This is a genomic window from Geovibrio sp. ADMFC3, assembly GCF_054687035.1.
The window spans coordinates 3,054,268-3,072,296 of the sequence record NZ_BAAFZG010000002.1; the positions used below are offsets into that span (position 1 = coordinate 3,054,268).

The following is an 18,029-nucleotide window of genomic DNA, read 5'->3' on the forward strand; positions in this document are numbered from 1 at the left end:
ATGAGACATTTACCTGAAATAGAAACCCTTGTTGTCAAAATAGGAAGCAATATTCTTCTCTGTGAGAACGAAGGGCTCAACTTAGACTTTATCCGTTCTCTTGCTTCTTCAGTCGCTGATGTTCAGAAAAAAATCAAAAATATAGTAATAGTTTCTTCCGGTGCTGTGGGAGCGGGTTTCAGACATTTAGGCTTTTCTTCCAGACCAAAAAACATCACAGACAGACAGGCATGTGCAGCCATAGGGCAGGCTCGTCTTATATGGCTGTATGAAAAAGAGTTTGAGAATTTCGGAAAGAGTGTGGCGCAGATCCTCATCACGAAAGATGATTTTTCCAACAGCCGCAGGTGCCTCAATGCACGTTATGCTATCCGGCGCCTCCATGAGTTTGGCGTGATACCGATTATAAATGAAAATGACACTGTAGTTGTTGATGAGCTTAAATATTTTGAATCATTCGGTGATAATGACAATCTCTCTGCTCTGGTTGCCGGGCTTATCGGGGCTGATCTTTTGCTCATTCTTTCTGATGTTGAGGGACTTTACGATAAGAACCCTTCGGTTTATCCGGATGCAAAGCTGATACACGATGTTCAGTATATAGATGAAAATCTTATGAATGCCGCCGGGGAGTCTGTGAGCGGAGTTGGCACAGGCGGTATGGGCTCAAAGCTCAAGGCTGCAAAAAAGGCTCTGGACGCCGGATGCCATGTGGGTATAATCAACGGACGTAATACAGAGAATATAACCAGGTTCATAAACGGCGATCTTGTGGGAACATACTTCTCACACACTGAAGATGTTTACCGTATCAGAAAATTCTGGATAGCTCACGCAGCAAGTGTTAAGGGGACTATTTCCATTGACGCAGGCGCTGTTAAGGCTATAGTAGATATGAAGAAGTCGCTTCTCCCGTCCGGAGTGGTAAATATCGAGGGACGTTTTGGTATCGGGGATATAATCTCCGTGACAGACAGCGCAGGGCTTGAAATTGCCAAAGGCAAAGCACGTTATTCCAGCAAGGATATGAGGCAGATTAAAGGCAGGAAATCCGCTGAGATCTTCGATATACTCGGCTATAAATTTTCAGATGAAGTGATACACAGAGATGACCTTGTGGTATCTCTTGAAAGGGGGCATGGATGAAGGAACTTTTTGAAAAAGCCAGAGCCACTTCCTACAAGCTGATGAATCTGAATACAAAAGTTAAAAACGAGGCACTCGCAGCAATTGCCCGTAAGCTTGACGAACACCGGGAACTGATTAAGGCTGAAAACGCCAAAGACCTGAAGGCGGGCGTTGAAGCAGGCTTAAGCTCTTCTCTCATGGACAGGCTTAAGCTGGACGACAAAGCCATAAACTCCATGATTAAGGCTGTAAACGAGATAAAAGAACAGACCGACCCTGTTGGTTCTGTTGTTGACGGATACAAGCGCCCCAACGGGCTTTATATAACTAAGATTCGTGTTCCCCTCGGTGTTGTGGGAATCATTTACGAATCGAGACCTAATGTAACCATAGACGCCGCTGCTCTCTGCCTTAAGTCCGGAAATGTTTCCATACTCAGAGGCGGAAAAGAGGCTATTCATTCAAATGCGTGCCTTGGCAGAATAATGGAAGAGGCGATAGCCGAAGCCGGTCTGCCGGAAGGTGTTGTGAATATTGTTCCTGACACTGACAGGTTCAGGGTTACTGAAATGCTTCAGGCAAAAGGATATATCGATATAATCATTCCCAGAGGCGGAGCAGGGCTGATTAAGTTCTGTGATGAAAACACCTGCATACCCCTTGTTAAGCATGATAACGGAATATGCCATGTTTACGTAGATAAGGATGCCGATATCGAAAAAGCGCTTAAAATAGCACGAAATGCTAAGGTTCAGCGTCCGGGTGTGTGTAATGCCGCAGAAACTCTTCTGGTACATGAAGATGTTGCGGGTGCATTTTTACCTTCCTTTGTTGAGTGTACCTCAAAAGACGGTCTTGAGATCAGAGGCTGTGAGAGAACGCTCAGTTTTGTAGATGTCAAACCTGCAACAGAAGAAGACTGGCGCACGGAATATCTTGATCTTATTATTTCCATTAAAGTGGTTTCCTCAATGGAGGAGGCTTTGGTACACATAAACAGATACGGCTCCGGTCATTCCGAAGCGATTATTACAGAAAACTATACAAGTGCGAGATACTTCATGGACAGAGCGGACGCTTCTGCAGTGTTTGTGAACGCATCCACAAGATTTAATGACGGCGGGGAGTTCGGATTAGGGGCTGAGATAGGTATCAGCACGCAGAAACTTCACTGCCGCGGACCTATGGGCGCCTTTGACCTGACAACTACAAAATATCAGGTTTACGGCGACGGTCACATTCGGGAATAAGATGCGTCTGGGACTTTTCGGCGGAACATTCAATCCTATACATCTGGGGCATGTGACTCTTGCAGGTAATGTTTTCAGGGATTTTAAGCTGGATCGGCTCCTGCTTATCCCGTCAAGCATTCCTCCGCACAAACAAGGAAGCGGGGTAATATCACCCGAACTAAGATACGAGATGGTTCAGCTTGTTGCCGAGAAATTAGGCAAAGGGTTTGAAGTTTCCGGCTACGAAGTCAATTCGGCGGAAGTGTCTTATACCTATAAGACTCTTAAAAAATTCAGAACAGATTATCCCGAAGCGGAAATATTCTTCATTGCGGGAACTGATATTTTTGTTACCATAGAAAAGTGGCAGTATTGGCGTGACCTTTTCAGGCTCGCTAATTTTATAGTCGTAAACCGCTCTTCAGTGAGTTTTGATGAGCTGATGAAGCGTATCCCCGTCAGCCTCAAGGAGATGGTTGTCAGACCTGATGAGTATAACGGGGAAAAATACGGCAGGATAATACTTTACAACATGCCTGAAATTGACATTTCAAGCACTGAAATAAGAGATATGCTGGATGCGGAATACAGAAAGGCAAATCTGCCTGATGATGTATATGAATTCATACGCACCAACAATTTATACAGGAGAGCCAATGGCTGAAGACACTCTTTTAAGAGACATAGTAAAATACCTTGACGACAAAAAAGCGGAAGACATCGAAATTTTTAAAATAGCGGAAAAAAGCAGTCTTGCTGACTACCTTGTGATTGCCACCGCAAACTCAAACACACATGCCAACGCCCTTGCTGATTTTATTCTGCAGGAGCTTAAAGGACAGCAGATTCAGCCTTACGGGCTTGACGGATACAAGGTTTCCAAGTGGATCTGTGTTGACTTCGGAAGCATCCTTCTCAACATAATGTGTGAAGATGAGAGAAACTACTACAACCTTGAATCAATTTGGGGCGGATGCACAAAAATAGACGCTTCGCAGTTTTTTGAGGCTCCTCAGAAAAACGCCTGATGATCAAAATCGCCCTTATCGAACCTGAAATACCCCAAAATACAGGAAATATAGGCAGAATTTGCGTGGGAGCAGACTGTGAGCTGCTCCTTGTTGGCAAGCTTGGTTTCTCTATGGATGATAAGTACATGAAGAGAGCAGGGCTTGACTACTGGGAAAAAGTGCGTCTGCAACGTATTGAAACTATTAGTGAATTTTTTAATAAATACGATACTCCGGAATACACTCTTGCATTTCTTTCCAAAAAGGCAGAAAAAATCTATACGGAAATACCCGCCAAAAATGACGGGACTCTGGTGCTTGTCTTCGGCAAGGAAACACTGGGGCTTTCCGATGATATTCTGCAAAAATATGCTGAAAGAAGCTACCGTATACCCACCACAGGAAATGTGCGCAGCCTGAACATTGCTAACACGGTTTCAATTGTTACTTTTGATGTTCTGCGGAGGCTTAATTTTGCAGGGCTGGAGAGAAAAATATGCTTGTAATCGGGCAGATAGACTACGCAAACGTCTACCCCATCTTTCATCAACTGAACAAACACAGCGAATACAAATTTGTTAAAGGTGTTCCTTCGTATCTTAATAAAGCTCTGAGGGAAGGGGTTATAGACCTTTCTCCGTGCAGCAGTATTGAATACGCCAAATCATTTGAAGACTACATCCTGATCCCCGGAATCTCCATAAGCAGTACAGAAAAAGTAAAAAGCGTGATGCTTTATTCCGAAGTTCCCATCGAAGAGCTTAAAGGGCGTAAGGTTTTTCTCACCGGAGAATCCGGCACGAGTGTTGTTCTGTTCAGGATACTGGTAAATGAAATGTACGGTTTTCAGCCTGAATTTACAGATCAGCAGGATGAGGCAGATGCTAAGGTTCTGATAGGGGATAAAGCACTTTTTGAGCTTTATAACGGGCAGAATAAGCATGTGTATGACCTCTGCACTCTTTGGAATGCTTTCACTGGTCTGCCGTTTGTTTTTGCTCTGTGGATAGCCAGAAAAGACTCAGTTAAAGAGAAAAGAACCGAGTTTGAAATGTTTGCAGGACAGCTTGATGAGATAAAAAAGGACAGCAAGTCAAACCTTGCTGCTTTGCTTGATCATTACTCAATGAAGGGGCTTACTTCATACCAGATAATCGACTACTGGGAAACAATGGACTACAGCCTGTCAGACAGACATGTTCAGGGACTTCTGCGCTTTTACAGCTATGCCAGAAAATACGGAGCCATAAAAGAGGTTCCGCCTATTAATTTCTTTATATAATTCTTGAAACAAGAAAGCCCCTGAAAGCAGATGCTCAAAGGGGCTTTTCTATGTAAAAATCCGGGTGATTTTTAAAGTTTGATAACCTGCTCGCCGTGAAGGTTAATATCCAGACCTTCTGTCTCTGTTTCTGCACTTGTTCTTATGCCCATTGTAAATTTGATTACCAGAGCAATGATAAGGCTGAGAACAAAGGAGTATATACCCGCAGCCATTATGCCTTCAAACTGAAGCCAAACCTGATAAGCATTACCTTTAACAAGACCTTCCGCACCCACTGTGGCAAATATTCCTGTTGCTATAGCACCCCAGAAACCGCCTATTCCGTGTATGCCGAAAACATCCAGAGATTCATCAAGCTTGAAGATGAACTTGAGACGGCAGCCGTAAAAGCAGAGTATGCCCGCTACAAAGCCGATCACTATCGCTGCCCAGGGCTCAACAAAGCCTGCAGCTGGTGTGATGGCAACGAGCCCTGCAACAATACCTGATGCGAGACCAATACCGCTGGGTTTTGACTTAAGAGCTTCCATAAGGAGCCAGCCGAGAGCCGCAGCACCGGGAGCAACAAGTGTGTTTACGAATGCTACACCTGCGCCTTCTCCTGCGGAAAGGGCACTGCCGGCGTTGAATCCGAACCAGCCGAACCAGAGTATCCCTGCGCCGATAAGTGTATAGCCAACGTTATGAGGAATTGTGGCGCTTTTCATAAAGTCTTTTCTGTTGCCGAGAACTATGGCAAGTGCAAGTGCCGCTGTACCTGATGAGAAGTGGACAACGGTTCCGCCTGCGAAGTCCAGCGCTCCTCTTTCGAGCAGCCATCCGCCAGCTCCCCACACCCAGTGTGCGATGGGTGCATAGACTATTGTTGCCCATACGGATATGAAAATAACAAAAGCGGAAAATTTCATTCTTTCCACAACAGCGCCGCTGATCAGAGCGCAGGTGATGATGGCGAACATTCCCTGAAACATTGCAAATACAGAGAGAGGTATTGTTCCTGAAAGCTCACTGGCAAATGAACCGCCCATAAGGACATACTGAAGGCTGCCCCAAACGGAAGAACCGCTGTCGCCGAAGGCAATTGAAAAACCTATCAGAACCCACTGAACACCTATCACCGCCATTGATATAAAAGAGAGCATCATTGTGTTAAGTGCGTTTTTCGCACGAACCATACCGCCGTAAAACATCGCCAGACCGGGCAGCATAAATAAAACCAGAGCCGCAGACGTGAGTACCCACGCCGTGTCGCCCGGATTAACTTCGCCTTCGCCCGCAAATGCCGTTACAGATAAAAGAAGTGTCAATACACCTGCTACAAATTTCATAACTCCTCCTGTTCGCCCTATTCATGCAAGAGACGTGCCAAAACGGTACTATGATTTTTTGCGGTTTCAGAGATATCAGGTGGTTAAAATTTCAGCAGTTATGCTTAAAAAAAGAACGTACATCTATCGGCCGTTTATGTGGCGGAAGGGAGAATAATTGTCAGAACAGCACCCTGAGAGGTGTTTTCCAAGGTTATGTGACCGCTCATGTTATTTTCTATGACAGTTTTGGACATATACAGTCCGAGTCCTGTTCCTTTGCCCTGTTCCTTCGTTGTGAAATAAGGGTCAAAAACTTTGGCGGAGTTTTCGGGGGCTACCCCGGTTCCATTGTCTATTATACGTATGATTATTTCTGCGTCATTTTTATCTGCTTCAATAGTGATGGAAGGTTCAAACAGAGCTTCGGAGCTTCTGCGCTCGTTTATTGAATCTGCTGAATTTTTCAGGGCAGTGAGTATTACCTGTTTAAAGTCGGAAAGATAACCCTGCACAAGGAACGAGCTGTCCTCAATGAGGACACCGGAGAGAATATCTGTATAAACTTTACTGTCAGTGCCTGATGTTACAAGGCTTAAGGAGATTCCGTCACTCATTATCCTGCCGGATATCAGCCTTGCGGCGTCTGTTGCGACGGTAACAGCGCTGAATATTGTTCTGCCGTCCATCGGTTTGTAAAATCCGCTGAAGTCATCTATGGTTTTAGACAGCATGCTTATCTGGAGCATGGTTTTCTGAACTGTTTCTCTGACATATTCAGGGCTAATTTCCTTATGCTCAAATGCGTCTTCCAGATCCTGAACATAGAGCCCGATGGTGTTTAGCGGCTGTCTCCACTGGTGTGCGATTGAACCGAGCATCTCGCCCATGGCGGCCAATCTGGACTGCGACATAAACATTATCTCCTGCTGGCGGTGTTTCTCCACTTCCGCAGCTATCTTGCGCTCAAGCTGGTACTGAACCTCTTTTATCTCTGAAATGTCTGTAAAGGTGGCAAGCGCAGCCTGTCTGCCTTCGTAGTTTATGCCGCTCAGGGTCATGAAGATGCTTTTCTGCACACCATCTCTGCGGTTCAGGCGTATATCCTGAAGCTTTTTTGTGGATCCTTTTGAACCTGTTACACTGAAACAGGAATTCTTGACAATACTCTGCTGTTCCGCAGAAACAAGCTCCCACAAGCTCACAGATTCCAGCTCCCTTAAAGAAAATCCGGAGATCTCACATGCCATCGGGTTAGCGTAGTGTATTTTATCGCTGAAAACAATTATGCCGACAGGAACTTTTTCCGAAAGCGCACGGAAAAGCTGTTCACTTTCAGATATTTTCTTCTGGAGTTCCACTCTGTTTGTTATGTCATAAATAATAAGGAATAGTTGCACATGTTCTTTGAATTTAAGCAGTGTGGAGTGTATTTCAGTTTCTCTCACGCTGCCGTCGGGCAGTTCCTGAGTTACAGTTCCCTGATGGATAAATCGCTCAAGTGAGAAGGAAAATCCTTTATCTTTTCCATGGATAAAGTCCATTATATTTTTGTTTATAAGCTTGTCTTTGTCCGTTTGGTAGAACTTTTCAGCGGCGTTATTTATATCGTGTATTATCCCGCTGACGGGATCAATCAGCATCATCACAGCGGTGTTTTTTATGAACACTTTTCTGAAAAGCTGTTCATTTTCATTAAACATATTCTCCGCTGTAACAAAACGGTCTATGTTTACCATTGAGCCTCTTATGCCATCAGACTGTCCTTGTTTGTTTTTGACTTGTTTTACAGTGCTTTCCACCCATATAACTTTACCGTTTTTCTTTCTGATTCTCAAACGTACGGGTTGGTTATCTGCTTCTGCGCCGTATTTATGGGTAAACCACTTTTCAGTGTCTGTGTCGTAGATTATTCTGTCCAGAACAGCAGGGGTTTTGTTTAGTTCCTCTTCTGTATAACCTGTAAGGTTTTTGCATCCAGACGATATGAACCTGAGGTCACCTTCGGCGCCTATCCAGTATTCCATTCCGTTTACTCCGCCGGATATGACCTCGGCAGAGTACAGCGACTCTTTGCTTTTTTCAGTCAGTTGTCTTATTGTACGGGCAAGACCCGCCAGCTCCGGTTCTTTTTCCATTTCTGAGAATTTATCTGCAAGATTGAGTGATTCAGGACTTATTGCCTCTGCGAGATCAGCCAGTTTTCTTTCAAGCCTTCTGTAAAGCAGGAACGAAATAAAGAAACTGCTCAGTAAAATAACGGCAGCAGATGGAATTACCTCTGTGAGTATCACTTTTCCGGCAGAAAAGACCGATGCTGATGGAACAGAAACTGTCATTATAAACCCTGTGTTTTCTATACGCTCAAAAAACAGAAGGTATTCTGTTCCGTTATAATCCGAAGTTAAAATACCTGATTTTTCCTTAAGCATTCTGCCGATAACAGGGAGTATATCAGGACTTGTCTTCTTAATTCCATTCTGTACATCAATGTTCTGTCCGTCCCTGCTGTCGTATATTGTTTTTCCGGCAGAGTCGGTTATTAATATATTTGCGGAACTTTTCTTAAGCAACGGAAGAAGAATATCCTCTGCCATCTCTTTACGGAAAGACGCCATACTTATTATTCCGCCGAACATTCCTGCTGTTCCGCCGCCATTGCCTATAATGGTTGAGGCGGCTACGAAATACTGCGTATCAGAAAAATAAAATTGTTCGGGAACAGATATGTAGACACTTTTGTGATCAGAATTTTCAACTACGGTGCTTTGCCAGAACTGCTTGTCTTTAAGGGTTAGCAGTTCGGAGTACGGGGATTTATCATCAATACTCACAAGTCCCTTTTTATGGGGGTTGCCGTGTCCGGTTGAATAGAATATTCCTCCGCTGGTTTCACCGCCGGCGAGTATAAAATTATCGTACCTGCCTATGCGCCGTCCAAGCTCATTCTGAAGAAAAGGGCTGATCTTTTTCCAGTCCATGCTTTTGATTACAGGAGTTTCACTGAGAAGGGTTATATCGTTGGTACGTTCTTTGAGATAGTTTTCAAAATAAACGGCAGAAATTTTCAGGGCACCTGAATATTCGTTTAAAGCGAGTTTTTCCTTTGCTCTTATGCTTTCTCCGAAGGCCAGGGCAATAAATATAAGAGCCGGAACCGAAGCAGAAAGCAGTATGTTGGCAAAAATATTTTTCTTTAAGTTAAGCATGGCGTACCCTGAATTTAGTGCCTGTTCATAAAATCTTCATGTTAAGTATGCATAATTGCAGATATATTTGTAAAGCCTTTTAAATAAATTAAGAAAATATTGAATGATCTGTACATTTATGTTAGGAGTCTCATGATGATTTCAATAAAACGGTACTTGCATCTATGAGCTTTGAAAATGCCGTTATTTTTGCCGGATTAATCGGTCAGGCCGTATTCTTTTCAAGATTCATAGTGCAGTGGCTTTCTTCCGAAAAAGAGAAGAAAAGCGTGATGCCTGTTTCTTTCTGGTATCTCAGTCTGGCGGGGAGCTTCATACTCCTTGCCTACGCAGTTATTGTAAAAGATCCTGTGTTCATAGCCGGGCAGTCTGCCGGTTTTATAATTTATCTGAGAAATCTTTACTTTATAGCTTTGGAAAAGGGGGTAAAAAAGTCTGTTTTTACCCTTTCTGCTGCAGTTTTTGTTATAATATACACAGGTGTTTCATGTACTTTGGCATGGTTTGCCCCGTCTTTCAGGCACGAACGTGAAACAAGCCATCTGCTGATGCTGTATATATTAGGCATGAGCGGTCAGTGTTTTTTCTTTTTAAGGTTTTTTGTTCAGTGGCTTTACACTGAAAAACTTCGCAGAAGCGTTATTCCCGATGCATTCTGGTATTTCAGTCTGGCAGGAAGCATTCTTCTGCTTATGTACTCTGTTCTGGTTCATGATGTTGTTTTTACAGCCGGTCAGACTATAAGCATACTTATTTATTTGAGAAATATGTACTTTATCCGTAAAGAGAGGTCAGATTCCATTGCTTAGTGAACGTAAGGAACGCAGATATTTATTTTATATTGCAGTTTATGTAATTCTCGCACTTATATCGTCTTATCACATGGCTCTGTTTGAATCCACAGAAGGGCGTTACGCTGAAATTGCCCGTGAAATGCTGGTGAACGGGAATTTTATGATCCCTGAATTCAACGGAATAACTCATTTCCACAAGCCTCCTGTTGTGTATTGGCTGATAGCCGCAGGTATGAAGCTTTTTGGTATAAACGGTCTGGGTGCAAGATTTTTCGGCATAATTGCTGCGGCTGTGGCTCTTATATTCACGAGAAAAACTGCCTACCTCCTCACCCGTGACGATAACACAGCCGACTGCGCAGTCCTTGCCACCGGTTCAAGCCTGTTATTCCTTTCTGTTTCAAGAGTGGTTGCAATTGATATTTATATAACTGCCGTGATTATTATTGCTCTTTATGTTTTGTTTTCTGCGGCAGGAGGAGAAAACGGCATTCTTGAGGGTGTGCTGTTCGGTTTGCTCCTCGGTGTTGGGTTCATGCTCAAGGGACCGATTGTTATTCTGTTCACAGTTTTGCCGGCTTCCGCTGCTGCGGTTTACAACAAAAACTACCGCAATCTTTTTAATCCGGTATTTTTCTTTTCCTCACTGGCAGTATTCCTTCTGGTAGGTTTGCCATGGTATATTTATCTTGTCTTTAATTATGACGGAATAGTCTCTTATTTCATTGGATATCAGCTTGTTGACAGGATGACTACCGAAGTTTTTAACCGTGCGGAGCCGTGGTATTTTTATCCCGCTGTGCTGTTCGGTCTGTTTCCTATGTTTGTTTATTCCCTCTACGGCATGATAAGTGAAAGGTTTGCCGGGCGCTACTCACTCTGGCTGTTTTTTATGCTGCCGTTTGCAGTCTTTCAGGTTTCCTCAAGTAAACTGGCTTCGTATCTTGTGCCTTTCAGTCCTCTTTTAGGGATACTTGCCGTGTCGGCAGTGATGCGTTTCCGTTCCCATATGCCTTTATTTTTTGGGCATTTGTACATGTCTGTTTTTATAATATTTCCGGCAGTCGCAGCTTATGCTCTTGATTTCCTGATGCCTTACAGAATGGTTCTGATGATGACCACTCTCATTGCTGCTGCTGTTTATATTACGATTCTTGGCGGGTACAGATTCGGCAGAGGTTTTGTGATAGCTTCCGCATGGACAATTCTCGTTGTCAGCATCCCTCTTTATGTGATTATTCCTATGGTTGAAGAAAATGTTAAAGGATTCAGACTGCTTTCTGCCGCATCCATGACAGAAAAATACGGTAAAAAACTTGAGGCTGTCTGCTACAAAGCATTCCTGCCCTCTATCAGTTTTTACCGTCAGGAGATTGTGCCGATGGTTCTTTCACGCAAGCGTGAGATCCAGTTTGAAAAGGATGAGGAATACAAAAAATACTATATTGAAGACCAAAAGGATGCGGTGAACTTTTTTGCTGAAAGACCGGAAGTTTTTGTTATTACTTCCGAACATAGCATAGGCGAAGTCGAGACAGGCTACGGTTATTCCTGTTCTCTTGAATATGAAACAACGAAGGTTAATCTGTATCTCTGTGCCCGCTGATTATGTTCATTATCAGTAAATGTCTTCTGATAGGCAGAACCCTGTGAAAGATTCTGCCTGTTCGTTTCTCTGCTCTGATACAAAATCTTATAAGTCTGTTTATTTAATCATTTTTCGCATGTTAAGACGGCGTTTCTCCCTGTTACGAAAGGCTAAACTTTGTTAAATTTGGTTTGACTAAACCATGTAAACCTGATAAAAAACAGACACATAATTTTGTTTTCATTATTAACCGGAGTTAAGCTGATGATCTGGAATGAAGAGTTTGAAACCCTGCCCAGAGAGGCATTGGAAGCATTACAGTTCCGCAGGCTGAAGTCACTGCTGGAAACTGTTTATGCGAGAGTGCCTTTTTATAAAGCTAAGTTTGACGAATGCGGCATCAGGCCTGAAGATCTTAAAACCCTCAGTGATTTGAACAAATTTCCTTTTACATATAAACAGGATCTGCGTGACAACTACCCGTTTGGAATGTTTGCCGTACCGCAGGAACAGGTGGTGAGGATTCACGCTTCCAGCGGAACCACAGGCAAACCCACTGTTGTGGGATATACCAGGCGAGATATTGACACATGGTCCGAACTGATGGCAAGAACACTGAGCGCAGCAGGCATAGGCAAGGGGGATATCCTTCAAAATGCATACGGCTACGGGCTTTTTACCGGCGGTCTCGGCGCTCATTACGGTGCTGAAAAAATAGGCGCCTCTGTTATTCCTATCTCCGGAGGCAATTCCAAACGGCAGCTCATGCTTATGAAGGATTTCGGAACAACTGCTATCTCTTGTACTCCAAGCTATGCCTTAAGCCTTTTTGAAGTGGCTGAAGAGGAAGGGTACGACATAAAGAGTATGCCTATCAAAGTGGGTGTTTTCGGTGCTGAACCCTGGACAAACGAAATGAGGAACGAAATTGAAGCCAAATGGGGCATTGACGCTGTGGATATTTACGGTCTGAGTGAAATTATCGGACCAGGGGTCGGCTTTGAGTGTGTGGAAGCAAAAAACGGAATGCACGTCAGCGAAGACCATTTCATAGTAGAAACAATAGACCCGGATACAGGAGAGGTTCTGCCCTTCGGTGAACCGGGCGAACTTGTTTTTACCACCATAACCAAAGAGGCTATTCCTCTCATCCGCTACAGAACAAGAGATATAGCTGTGATAAACCGCCAGCCCTGTAAATGCGGGCGTACATTTGTCCGCATGAGCAAAGTCATGGGCAGAAGCGATGACATGCTGATAATCCGCGGCGTAAATGTTTTCCCATCGCAGATTGAGGCTGTTCTTGTTGATAAAAAAGGAGTTCTTCCTCATTATCTTCTTGAGGTTGACAGGGTGGAGAATCTTGATACCCTTGAAGTTAAAGTTGAGGTTGAAGGTTCTTTCTTCAGTGATGAAATCAAAGAACTTCAGAGACTCACCAGAGAAATAGAGAAAGATATAAAAGACATGATCGGCGTCACCTGCAAGGTGCGTCTTGTTGAACCCAAATCGATAGCCAGAAGTGAGGGCAAAGCCCAGCGTGTTATCGATAAAAGGAAACTATGAGGTGCAGAAATGAAAATCACCCAGATTTCAGTATTTATCGAAAATGAATCAGGCAGGCTTCACGAAGTAACAGGGCTTCTTGGGGATAACAACATAAACATCAGGGCACTGTCCCTTGCGGATACTTCTGATTTCGGAATACTCAGGCTTATTGTAAACGAGCCTGACAAAGCTTACCGGCTTCTCCGTGAAAATGAGTTTACAGTGGGCAGAACAGAGGTCCTCGCAGTTGAGGTGCCGGACAATCCCGGCGGGCTTGCAGGCGTTCTCGGCACTCTGAGCAAGTCATCCATCAATGTGGAATATATGTATGCACTTGTGGAGAGAAGCACTGACTGCGCTGTGATGATTTTCCGTTTCGATGATACGTCCAGGGCTGTGGATGTTCTCACCGCAAGCGGTTACAAGCTTAAAAAAGGCGAACAGATCTACGAGATATAATATTTATCATGTGTTCTTGCGCCCACCTTTAAGGGGCGTGTAATGGTTGCCGTTATGATTGCGGCTATTATAAAAAACGGGGGCGGAAATGGTGCGTATTCTTGCGGTTATGGCAATTATCCTTTCATGTCTGACGGCATTTGCCGGAGAAGTGAAGCTCGGAGCTTTATTTGCTGAAACAGGTCCGGCGTCTTATCTCGGACATCCTGAAAAGCTTACTGCTGAAATGCTTGTGGCGGAGATTAATGCCGCAGGCGGAATCAACGGGGACAAGGTTGTCCTTGTTTCATATGACACACAAGGGGATGAGCAGAGAACAATCAACTATTTCAAAAGGCTGGCGACAAAAGACAAAGTTTTTGCCGTAATCGGACCCACAACCACAGGCTCAAGCCTTGCTGTGAAAGACCTTGCGGAAAAGTTTAATACTCCTCTCATAAGCTGTGCAGCCAGTGCCGCAATTGTCACACCCGTTAATAAATATGTTTTCAAAACTCCTCAGAGCGATATTCACGCTGCTGAGACGATATTTAAATACATGAAATCCAAAGGCATGAAAAAAGCGGCGATAATCACTGCTCAGAACGGCTTCGGAGTCACCGGAAGGGATGCTCTCATAGAAGGTGCAAAGGTTCAGGGAATAGAGATTGTTTCCGATGAAAAATTCGGCGACAAAGACAAGGACATGACAAGCCAGCTCAGTAAAATCAAATCCGCTTCACCTGATGCAGTTATATGCTGGGGTGTTGGTCCTGCTCCGGCTATAGTTGCAAAAAATGCCAAGGATTTAGGTATAGAAAACATTTTCATGAGCCATGGTGTTGCTTCCATGAAGTTTGTTGAACTTGCCGGAACAGCCGCAGACGGGCTCAAGCTCCCTGCGGGAAGGCTTATCGTGGCGGACAGACTTGCGGATAGTGACCCGTTTAAACCTGTGCTTATGAAATATAAAAAGGATTACGAGGGAAAGTTTAATATGCCTGTTTCCGCTTTCGGCGGACACGCATACGATGCTTTTTATCTGTTTAAGCTTGCTTATGAAAAATCCGGCGCAGACAAAGGGAAATTTCTTGCTGCTCTTGCCGGAATAAAAAACTTTAAAGGAACAGCCGGAGAGTTTAATATGACGGAAAAGGATCACAACGGTCTTACGTCCGATGCGTTTATTATGGTCGAAATCAGAGACGGAAAATTTGAGATAGCACAGTAATGCAGTTCTTATATTCGGGGCTCACCGGCGGCAGTATCTATGCGCTGGTAGCCCTAGGCTACAATATTATCTACAATACAACCGGACTTATCAATTTTGCTCAGGGTGAATTTGTCATGCTGGGCGGAATGCTGATCTATACGCTTTTTGCAGTGCTTGGATTGCCTTTTATAGTTGCCTTCCCTCTGGCGGTGGTCACCGCTCTTATTGTGGGTCTGCTGTTTGAAAGGGTGTTTATCAATCTTGTAAGAGTGAAAAGCGATATTAACCTGATTACCGTAACAATTGCCGCTTCCATACTGCTTAGGGATTTTGCCATGCACATATGGGGCAGGGATACGGTTACGGTTGGCGAGTTTATGCCTGTGAAAAGCATCGAACTCCCCGGAGGGGTTATCTCAAACCAGAGCATTATGGTTATTGCTGTGGGGGCGTGTATAGCTTTTATTCTGCATCTTTTCCTGAAAAGGAGCAAATACGGGCGTGCCATGCGTGCCTGTTTCGATGATATGACCGCCGCCGGAATCTGCGGCATAAACGCTGTGATGGTGCGTGTAATGAGCTTTGGTGTGGCGGCCGCTGTTGGAGCCGCTGCGGGCGTTCTTATCTCTCCCATAACATTCGTGACATATGACGATGGTTTGATGATTGGGCTTAAAGGCTTTGCCGCCGCTATTCTGGGCGGACTTGGGAGCTTCTGGGGCGCAGTGGCAGGGGGAATTCTTCTCGGACTGCTGGAAAGCTTCGCAGCGACTATAATGCCCTCCGGCTACAAAGATGCCATCGCATTTGTTGTAATACTGCTGATTCTGTTTGTGAAGCCTGCGGGTCTGTTCGGTAAAAGGATGGCGAAAAGAGTATGAGAAAGATCAATCCTTTTCCCGCTCTCATTGCGGCATTTATCCTCGCCACAGTTGGTCTTACGGTTGAAAATGAATACTACCTCGGCGTTGCTGTGATCATAATGATCCATGCTCTCAACGCCACAGGACTTAATATACTTCTCGGTTATACAGGGATAATTTCCATAGGTCAGGCGGCTTTCTTTGGCATAGGCGCATATATATCAGGAGTTTTATCCGCAACATACGGATGGAATCCTCTTCTGACTTTTCCTGTGGCATTTATGGGTGCATTTATCATCGCATACATCATCGGCTGGCCTGTTCTGCGTCTGCATGGTCATTATCTGGCCATGGCGACACTCGGCTTCGGTATGATAATCTACATACTTATGAATGAGATGGATTTCATAACAGGTGGTCCGTCCGGTCTGATGGGAATAGGGGATATTGAGTTTTTCGGACTCTATTTCGGGCTGGATCAAGCGTATTTCGTGCTGATGTCTGTCTATTTCGTGTTTGTTTTGTTCATGCTGGAACTGTTTGATAAATCGTTCCTGCATTATAAACTGAAATTTATCAAATCATCCGAATCCGCTTCAAACAGCTACGGACTTGATACAGTGCAGACAAAGCTTCTGGTGTTCGCTTTCGTTGCGGGTTTTACAGCGGTTAACGGTTCTCTCTATGCATTTTTTGTTCATTTCATAAGCCCTGTTTCGTTCAGCCTCAAGTACTCCATAGAGCTTGTGGCTATGGCTACTGTGGGCGGGCTGGGCTACATCACAGGCGGTGTTATAGGCGCAGTGATTCTCGGGCTTGTGCCTGAGCTTTTTGCCTCTGCGGAGGACTATGAAATGCTTATATACGGCGGTCTTCTTGCCGTTTGTGTAATGTTTGTTCCCGGCGGAATAGCCGGAACACTCTCCAGACTGAGGAAGAAAGATGCTTGAAGTAAAAGATATATCTGTCCGTTTCGGCGGAGTAAAGGCTCTTACTGATGTTAGCTTTACAGTAAAAAACGGGAGCGTTTCAGCTCTTATCGGTCCTAACGGGGCGGGTAAAACCACTATGTTTAACGTGGTCACAGGTTTTGTTGCGCCTGTTGCTGGCAGTGTTAAGTTTATGGATAAAGACATCACAAAGGCGAAGCCGCACAGGGTTTTTAATTCAGGCATATCCCGCACCTTTCAGAACCTTAATATCATCCCCGAACTTTCTCTCCGTGAGAATATGTATCTGGGGATAATCGGCAGAGATAAGCCATCCGTTATTAAAAGCGCTTTCCGGCTGAATAAACATTACTGGAAAAATATATCGGAAGAGATAGATACTTTCCTTGAGTTTGCAGGGGTGCAGGACTTTCAGCACCACAGACCGTCTTCAGTGCCTTACGGTGTTCTGAAAAACTTTGAAATGGCTCGTGCTGTGGTTTCAAAGCCGAAGCTCCTGCTTCTGGATGAACCTGCGGCGGGGCTGAACATGGCGGAGAAGGAACGTCTGGCGGGCATAGTGCGCAAGGTGTCTGCGGACGGAATCACCATCCTGATGGTTGAGCATGACATGCAGTTTATCTCAAGCCTTGCGCAATATGTCGTCTGCCTTAATTTCGGCGAAAAGATAGCCTGCGGAACTTACGATGAAATAAGGAATAACGACGCCGTCCTCAAGGCTTATCTGGGGGATGAGGATGCTTAAAATAAAATCCCTCTGTGTTTCATACGGAGCCGTGGAGGCCCTGACAAATGTTTCCGTGCATGTGAGCGAGGGTGAGTTTGTTTCGCTCATCGGCAGCAACGGAGCCGGCAAAACCACTCTGCTTAATTCCATAATGGGCATAGTTCCCGCTGCGCAGGGTGAAGCCATATTTATGGACAAGAGTATTTCGTCCATGAAGGTTCATCAGGCTGCTGCAAAAGGGATTGCTCTCGTACCTGAGGGACGCAGAGTTTTTTCAAATATGACCGTGCTTGAAAATGTGCTTATGGGCGGTTTTTCCAAAAGCTCGAAAGAAAACTCCGAGAAGCTTGAGGAGATATATTCCATGTTTTCGGTGCTTAAGGAACGAAAAAATCAGCTTGCAGGAATGCTTTCCGGAGGCGAACAGCAGATGCTTGCCATAGGCAGAGCGCTTATGTGCAGCCCCAGGCTGCTTTTAATGGATGAACCATCCATGGGGCTTGCGCCCCTTGTAATAAAAGATGTATATGAGAAGCTTGCTGCCCTTTCCAAAACGGGGCTTACGATACTCCTTGTGGAACAGAATGCCGCTATGGCGCTGAAATACGCCGACAGAGGCTATGTGCTTGAAAACGGGCGCATTGTCCTTCAGGGCAGCGCAAAGGAGCTCCTCGGCGATAACGAGGTCAAGAGAGCTTACCTCGGCAAAGAATACAAGGAGAAATGGGAGAGATAGA

Annotated in this window: 17 protein-coding genes; 15 read left to right on the forward strand and 2 right to left on the reverse strand. The window is 44.7% G+C overall.

From position 1 onward, the window contains the following. The 6 genes from proB to ACYRYY_RS14930 are packed head-to-tail and all read left to right on the forward strand — an operon-like array spanning position 1 to position 4,652. Entirely contained in the window at positions 1–1,146 is a 1,146-nt protein-coding gene (gene proB / locus ACYRYY_RS14905) for a glutamate 5-kinase (RefSeq protein WP_460216380.1), read from the forward strand. Then, entirely contained in the window at positions 1,143–2,378 is a 1,236-nt protein-coding gene (locus tag ACYRYY_RS14910; RefSeq protein WP_460216381.1) for a glutamate-5-semialdehyde dehydrogenase, read from the forward strand. The genes proB and ACYRYY_RS14910 overlap by 4 nt, the downstream gene beginning before the upstream one ends. A 1-nt stretch (position 2,379) precedes the next feature. After that, positions 2,380–3,024, forward strand: coding sequence for a nicotinate-nucleotide adenylyltransferase (gene nadD / locus ACYRYY_RS14915; protein ID WP_460216382.1), 645 nt, complete (start codon positions 2,380–2,382; stop codon positions 3,022–3,024). After that, positions 3,017–3,388, forward strand: a complete 372-nt coding sequence (gene rsfS, locus ACYRYY_RS14920; RefSeq protein WP_460216383.1) for a ribosome silencing factor — start codon at positions 3,017–3,019, stop codon at positions 3,386–3,388. Before nadD ends, rsfS begins: the two co-directional genes overlap by 8 nt. Further along, positions 3,388–3,876: a tRNA (cytidine(34)-2'-O)-methyltransferase gene (locus ACYRYY_RS14925; protein ID WP_460216384.1), complete on the forward strand. Its 489-nt coding sequence runs from the start codon at positions 3,388–3,390 to the stop codon at positions 3,874–3,876. Before rsfS ends, ACYRYY_RS14925 begins: the two co-directional genes overlap by 1 nt. After that, complete coding sequence (locus ACYRYY_RS14930) at positions 3,867–4,652, forward strand: menaquinone biosynthetic enzyme MqnA/MqnD family protein (RefSeq protein ID WP_460216385.1); 786 nt, start codon at positions 3,867–3,869, stop codon at positions 4,650–4,652. Before ACYRYY_RS14925 ends, ACYRYY_RS14930 begins: the two co-directional genes overlap by 10 nt. A 71-nt stretch (positions 4,653–4,723) precedes the next feature. Here the strand turns inward: ACYRYY_RS14930 and ACYRYY_RS14935 are convergent, their stop codons facing one another. Continuing rightward, positions 4,724–5,983, reverse strand: a complete 1,260-nt coding sequence (locus ACYRYY_RS14935) for an ammonium transporter (RefSeq protein ID WP_460216386.1) — start codon at positions 5,981–5,983, stop codon at positions 4,724–4,726. Positions 5,984–6,117: 134 nt separating this feature from the next. After that, on the reverse strand, positions 6,118–9,171 hold the full coding sequence (locus ACYRYY_RS14940) for a PAS domain S-box protein (RefSeq protein WP_460216387.1): 3,054 nt from the start codon (positions 9,169–9,171) through the stop codon (positions 6,118–6,120). A gap of 164 nt (positions 9,172–9,335) precedes the next feature. Between ACYRYY_RS14940 and ACYRYY_RS14945 the strand changes: the two genes are divergently transcribed. The 9 genes from ACYRYY_RS14945 to ACYRYY_RS14985 all read left to right on the forward strand — a co-directional run bounded on the left by ACYRYY_RS14945 (position 9,336) and on the right by ACYRYY_RS14985 (position 18,028). After that, positions 9,336–9,980 carry a lipid-A-disaccharide synthase N-terminal domain-containing protein gene (locus ACYRYY_RS14945; protein WP_460216388.1) on the forward strand — a complete coding sequence of 215 codons (645 nt, stop codon included), beginning with the start codon at positions 9,336–9,338 and terminating at the stop codon, positions 9,978–9,980. After that, positions 9,973–11,571, forward strand: a complete 1,599-nt coding sequence (locus ACYRYY_RS14950) for an ArnT family glycosyltransferase (RefSeq protein ID WP_460216389.1) — start codon at positions 9,973–9,975, stop codon at positions 11,569–11,571. The genes ACYRYY_RS14945 and ACYRYY_RS14950 overlap by 8 nt, the downstream gene beginning before the upstream one ends. Positions 11,572–11,817: 246 nt before the next feature. After that, positions 11,818–13,119, forward strand: coding sequence for a phenylacetate--CoA ligase family protein (locus ACYRYY_RS14955; protein ID WP_460216390.1), 1,302 nt, complete (start codon positions 11,818–11,820; stop codon positions 13,117–13,119). A gap of 9 nt (positions 13,120–13,128) precedes the next feature. Beyond that, on the forward strand, positions 13,129–13,560 hold the full coding sequence (locus tag ACYRYY_RS14960; protein ID WP_460216391.1) for an ACT domain-containing protein: 432 nt from the start codon (positions 13,129–13,131) through the stop codon (positions 13,558–13,560). Positions 13,561–13,648: 88 nt separating this feature from the next. Next, positions 13,649–14,770, forward strand: a complete 1,122-nt coding sequence (locus tag ACYRYY_RS14965) for an ABC transporter substrate-binding protein (protein ID WP_460216392.1) — start codon at positions 13,649–13,651, stop codon at positions 14,768–14,770. After that, positions 14,770–15,633: a branched-chain amino acid ABC transporter permease gene (locus ACYRYY_RS14970; RefSeq protein WP_460216393.1), complete on the forward strand. Its 864-nt coding sequence runs from the start codon at positions 14,770–14,772 to the stop codon at positions 15,631–15,633. The genes ACYRYY_RS14965 and ACYRYY_RS14970 overlap by 1 nt, the downstream gene beginning before the upstream one ends. Continuing rightward, on the forward strand, positions 15,630–16,565 hold the full coding sequence (locus ACYRYY_RS14975; RefSeq protein ID WP_460216394.1) for a branched-chain amino acid ABC transporter permease: 936 nt from the start codon (positions 15,630–15,632) through the stop codon (positions 16,563–16,565). The genes ACYRYY_RS14970 and ACYRYY_RS14975 overlap by 4 nt, the downstream gene beginning before the upstream one ends. Then, positions 16,558–17,310: an ABC transporter ATP-binding protein gene (locus tag ACYRYY_RS14980; protein WP_460216395.1), complete on the forward strand. Its 753-nt coding sequence runs from the start codon at positions 16,558–16,560 to the stop codon at positions 17,308–17,310. Before ACYRYY_RS14975 ends, ACYRYY_RS14980 begins: the two co-directional genes overlap by 8 nt. Then, the gene (locus ACYRYY_RS14985; RefSeq protein WP_460216396.1) at positions 17,303–18,028 is read left to right on the forward strand and encodes an ABC transporter ATP-binding protein; all 726 of its coding nucleotides are present in this window, start codon (positions 17,303–17,305) and stop codon (positions 18,026–18,028) included. The genes ACYRYY_RS14980 and ACYRYY_RS14985 overlap by 8 nt, the downstream gene beginning before the upstream one ends. Position 18,029: the final 1 nt, after the last annotated feature.

What these genes read in the sequence shown, in the direction of transcription:
- ACYRYY_RS14960 (WP_460216391.1), top strand. Translation starts at nt 13,129, where the DNA reads ATGAAAATCACCCAGATTTCAGTATTTATCGAAAATGAATCAGGCAGG.
- ACYRYY_RS14910 (WP_460216381.1), top strand. Translation starts at nt 1,143, where the DNA reads ATGAAGGAACTTTTTGAAAAAGCCAGAGCCACTTCCTACAAGCTGATG.
- ACYRYY_RS14985 (WP_460216396.1), top strand. Translation starts at nt 17,303, where the DNA reads ATGCTTAAAATAAAATCCCTCTGTGTTTCATACGGAGCCGTGGAGGCC.
- ACYRYY_RS14930 (WP_460216385.1), top strand. Translation starts at nt 3,867, where the DNA reads ATGCTTGTAATCGGGCAGATAGACTACGCAAACGTCTACCCCATCTTT.
- ACYRYY_RS14980 (WP_460216395.1), top strand. Translation starts at nt 16,558, where the DNA reads ATGCTTGAAGTAAAAGATATATCTGTCCGTTTCGGCGGAGTAAAGGCT.
- proB (WP_460216380.1), top strand. Translation starts at nt 1, where the DNA reads ATGAGACATTTACCTGAAATAGAAACCCTTGTTGTCAAAATAGGAAGC.
- ACYRYY_RS14955 (WP_460216390.1), top strand. Translation starts at nt 11,818, where the DNA reads ATGATCTGGAATGAAGAGTTTGAAACCCTGCCCAGAGAGGCATTGGAA.
- rsfS (WP_460216383.1), top strand. Translation starts at nt 3,017, where the DNA reads ATGGCTGAAGACACTCTTTTAAGAGACATAGTAAAATACCTTGACGAC.
- ACYRYY_RS14935 (WP_460216386.1), bottom strand. Translation starts at nt 5,983, where the DNA reads ATGAAATTTGTAGCAGGTGTATTGACACTTCTTTTATCTGTAACGGCA.
- ACYRYY_RS14975 (WP_460216394.1), top strand. Translation starts at nt 15,630, where the DNA reads ATGAGAAAGATCAATCCTTTTCCCGCTCTCATTGCGGCATTTATCCTC.
- ACYRYY_RS14940 (WP_460216387.1), bottom strand. Translation starts at nt 9,171, where the DNA reads ATGCTTAACTTAAAGAAAAATATTTTTGCCAACATACTGCTTTCTGCT.
- ACYRYY_RS14945 (WP_460216388.1), top strand. Translation starts at nt 9,336, where the DNA reads ATGAGCTTTGAAAATGCCGTTATTTTTGCCGGATTAATCGGTCAGGCC.
- nadD (WP_460216382.1), top strand. Translation starts at nt 2,380, where the DNA reads ATGCGTCTGGGACTTTTCGGCGGAACATTCAATCCTATACATCTGGGG.
- ACYRYY_RS14965 (WP_460216392.1), top strand. Translation starts at nt 13,649, where the DNA reads ATGGTGCGTATTCTTGCGGTTATGGCAATTATCCTTTCATGTCTGACG.
- ACYRYY_RS14925 (WP_460216384.1), top strand. Translation starts at nt 3,388, where the DNA reads ATGATCAAAATCGCCCTTATCGAACCTGAAATACCCCAAAATACAGGA.
- ACYRYY_RS14970 (WP_460216393.1), top strand. Translation starts at nt 14,770, where the DNA reads ATGCAGTTCTTATATTCGGGGCTCACCGGCGGCAGTATCTATGCGCTG.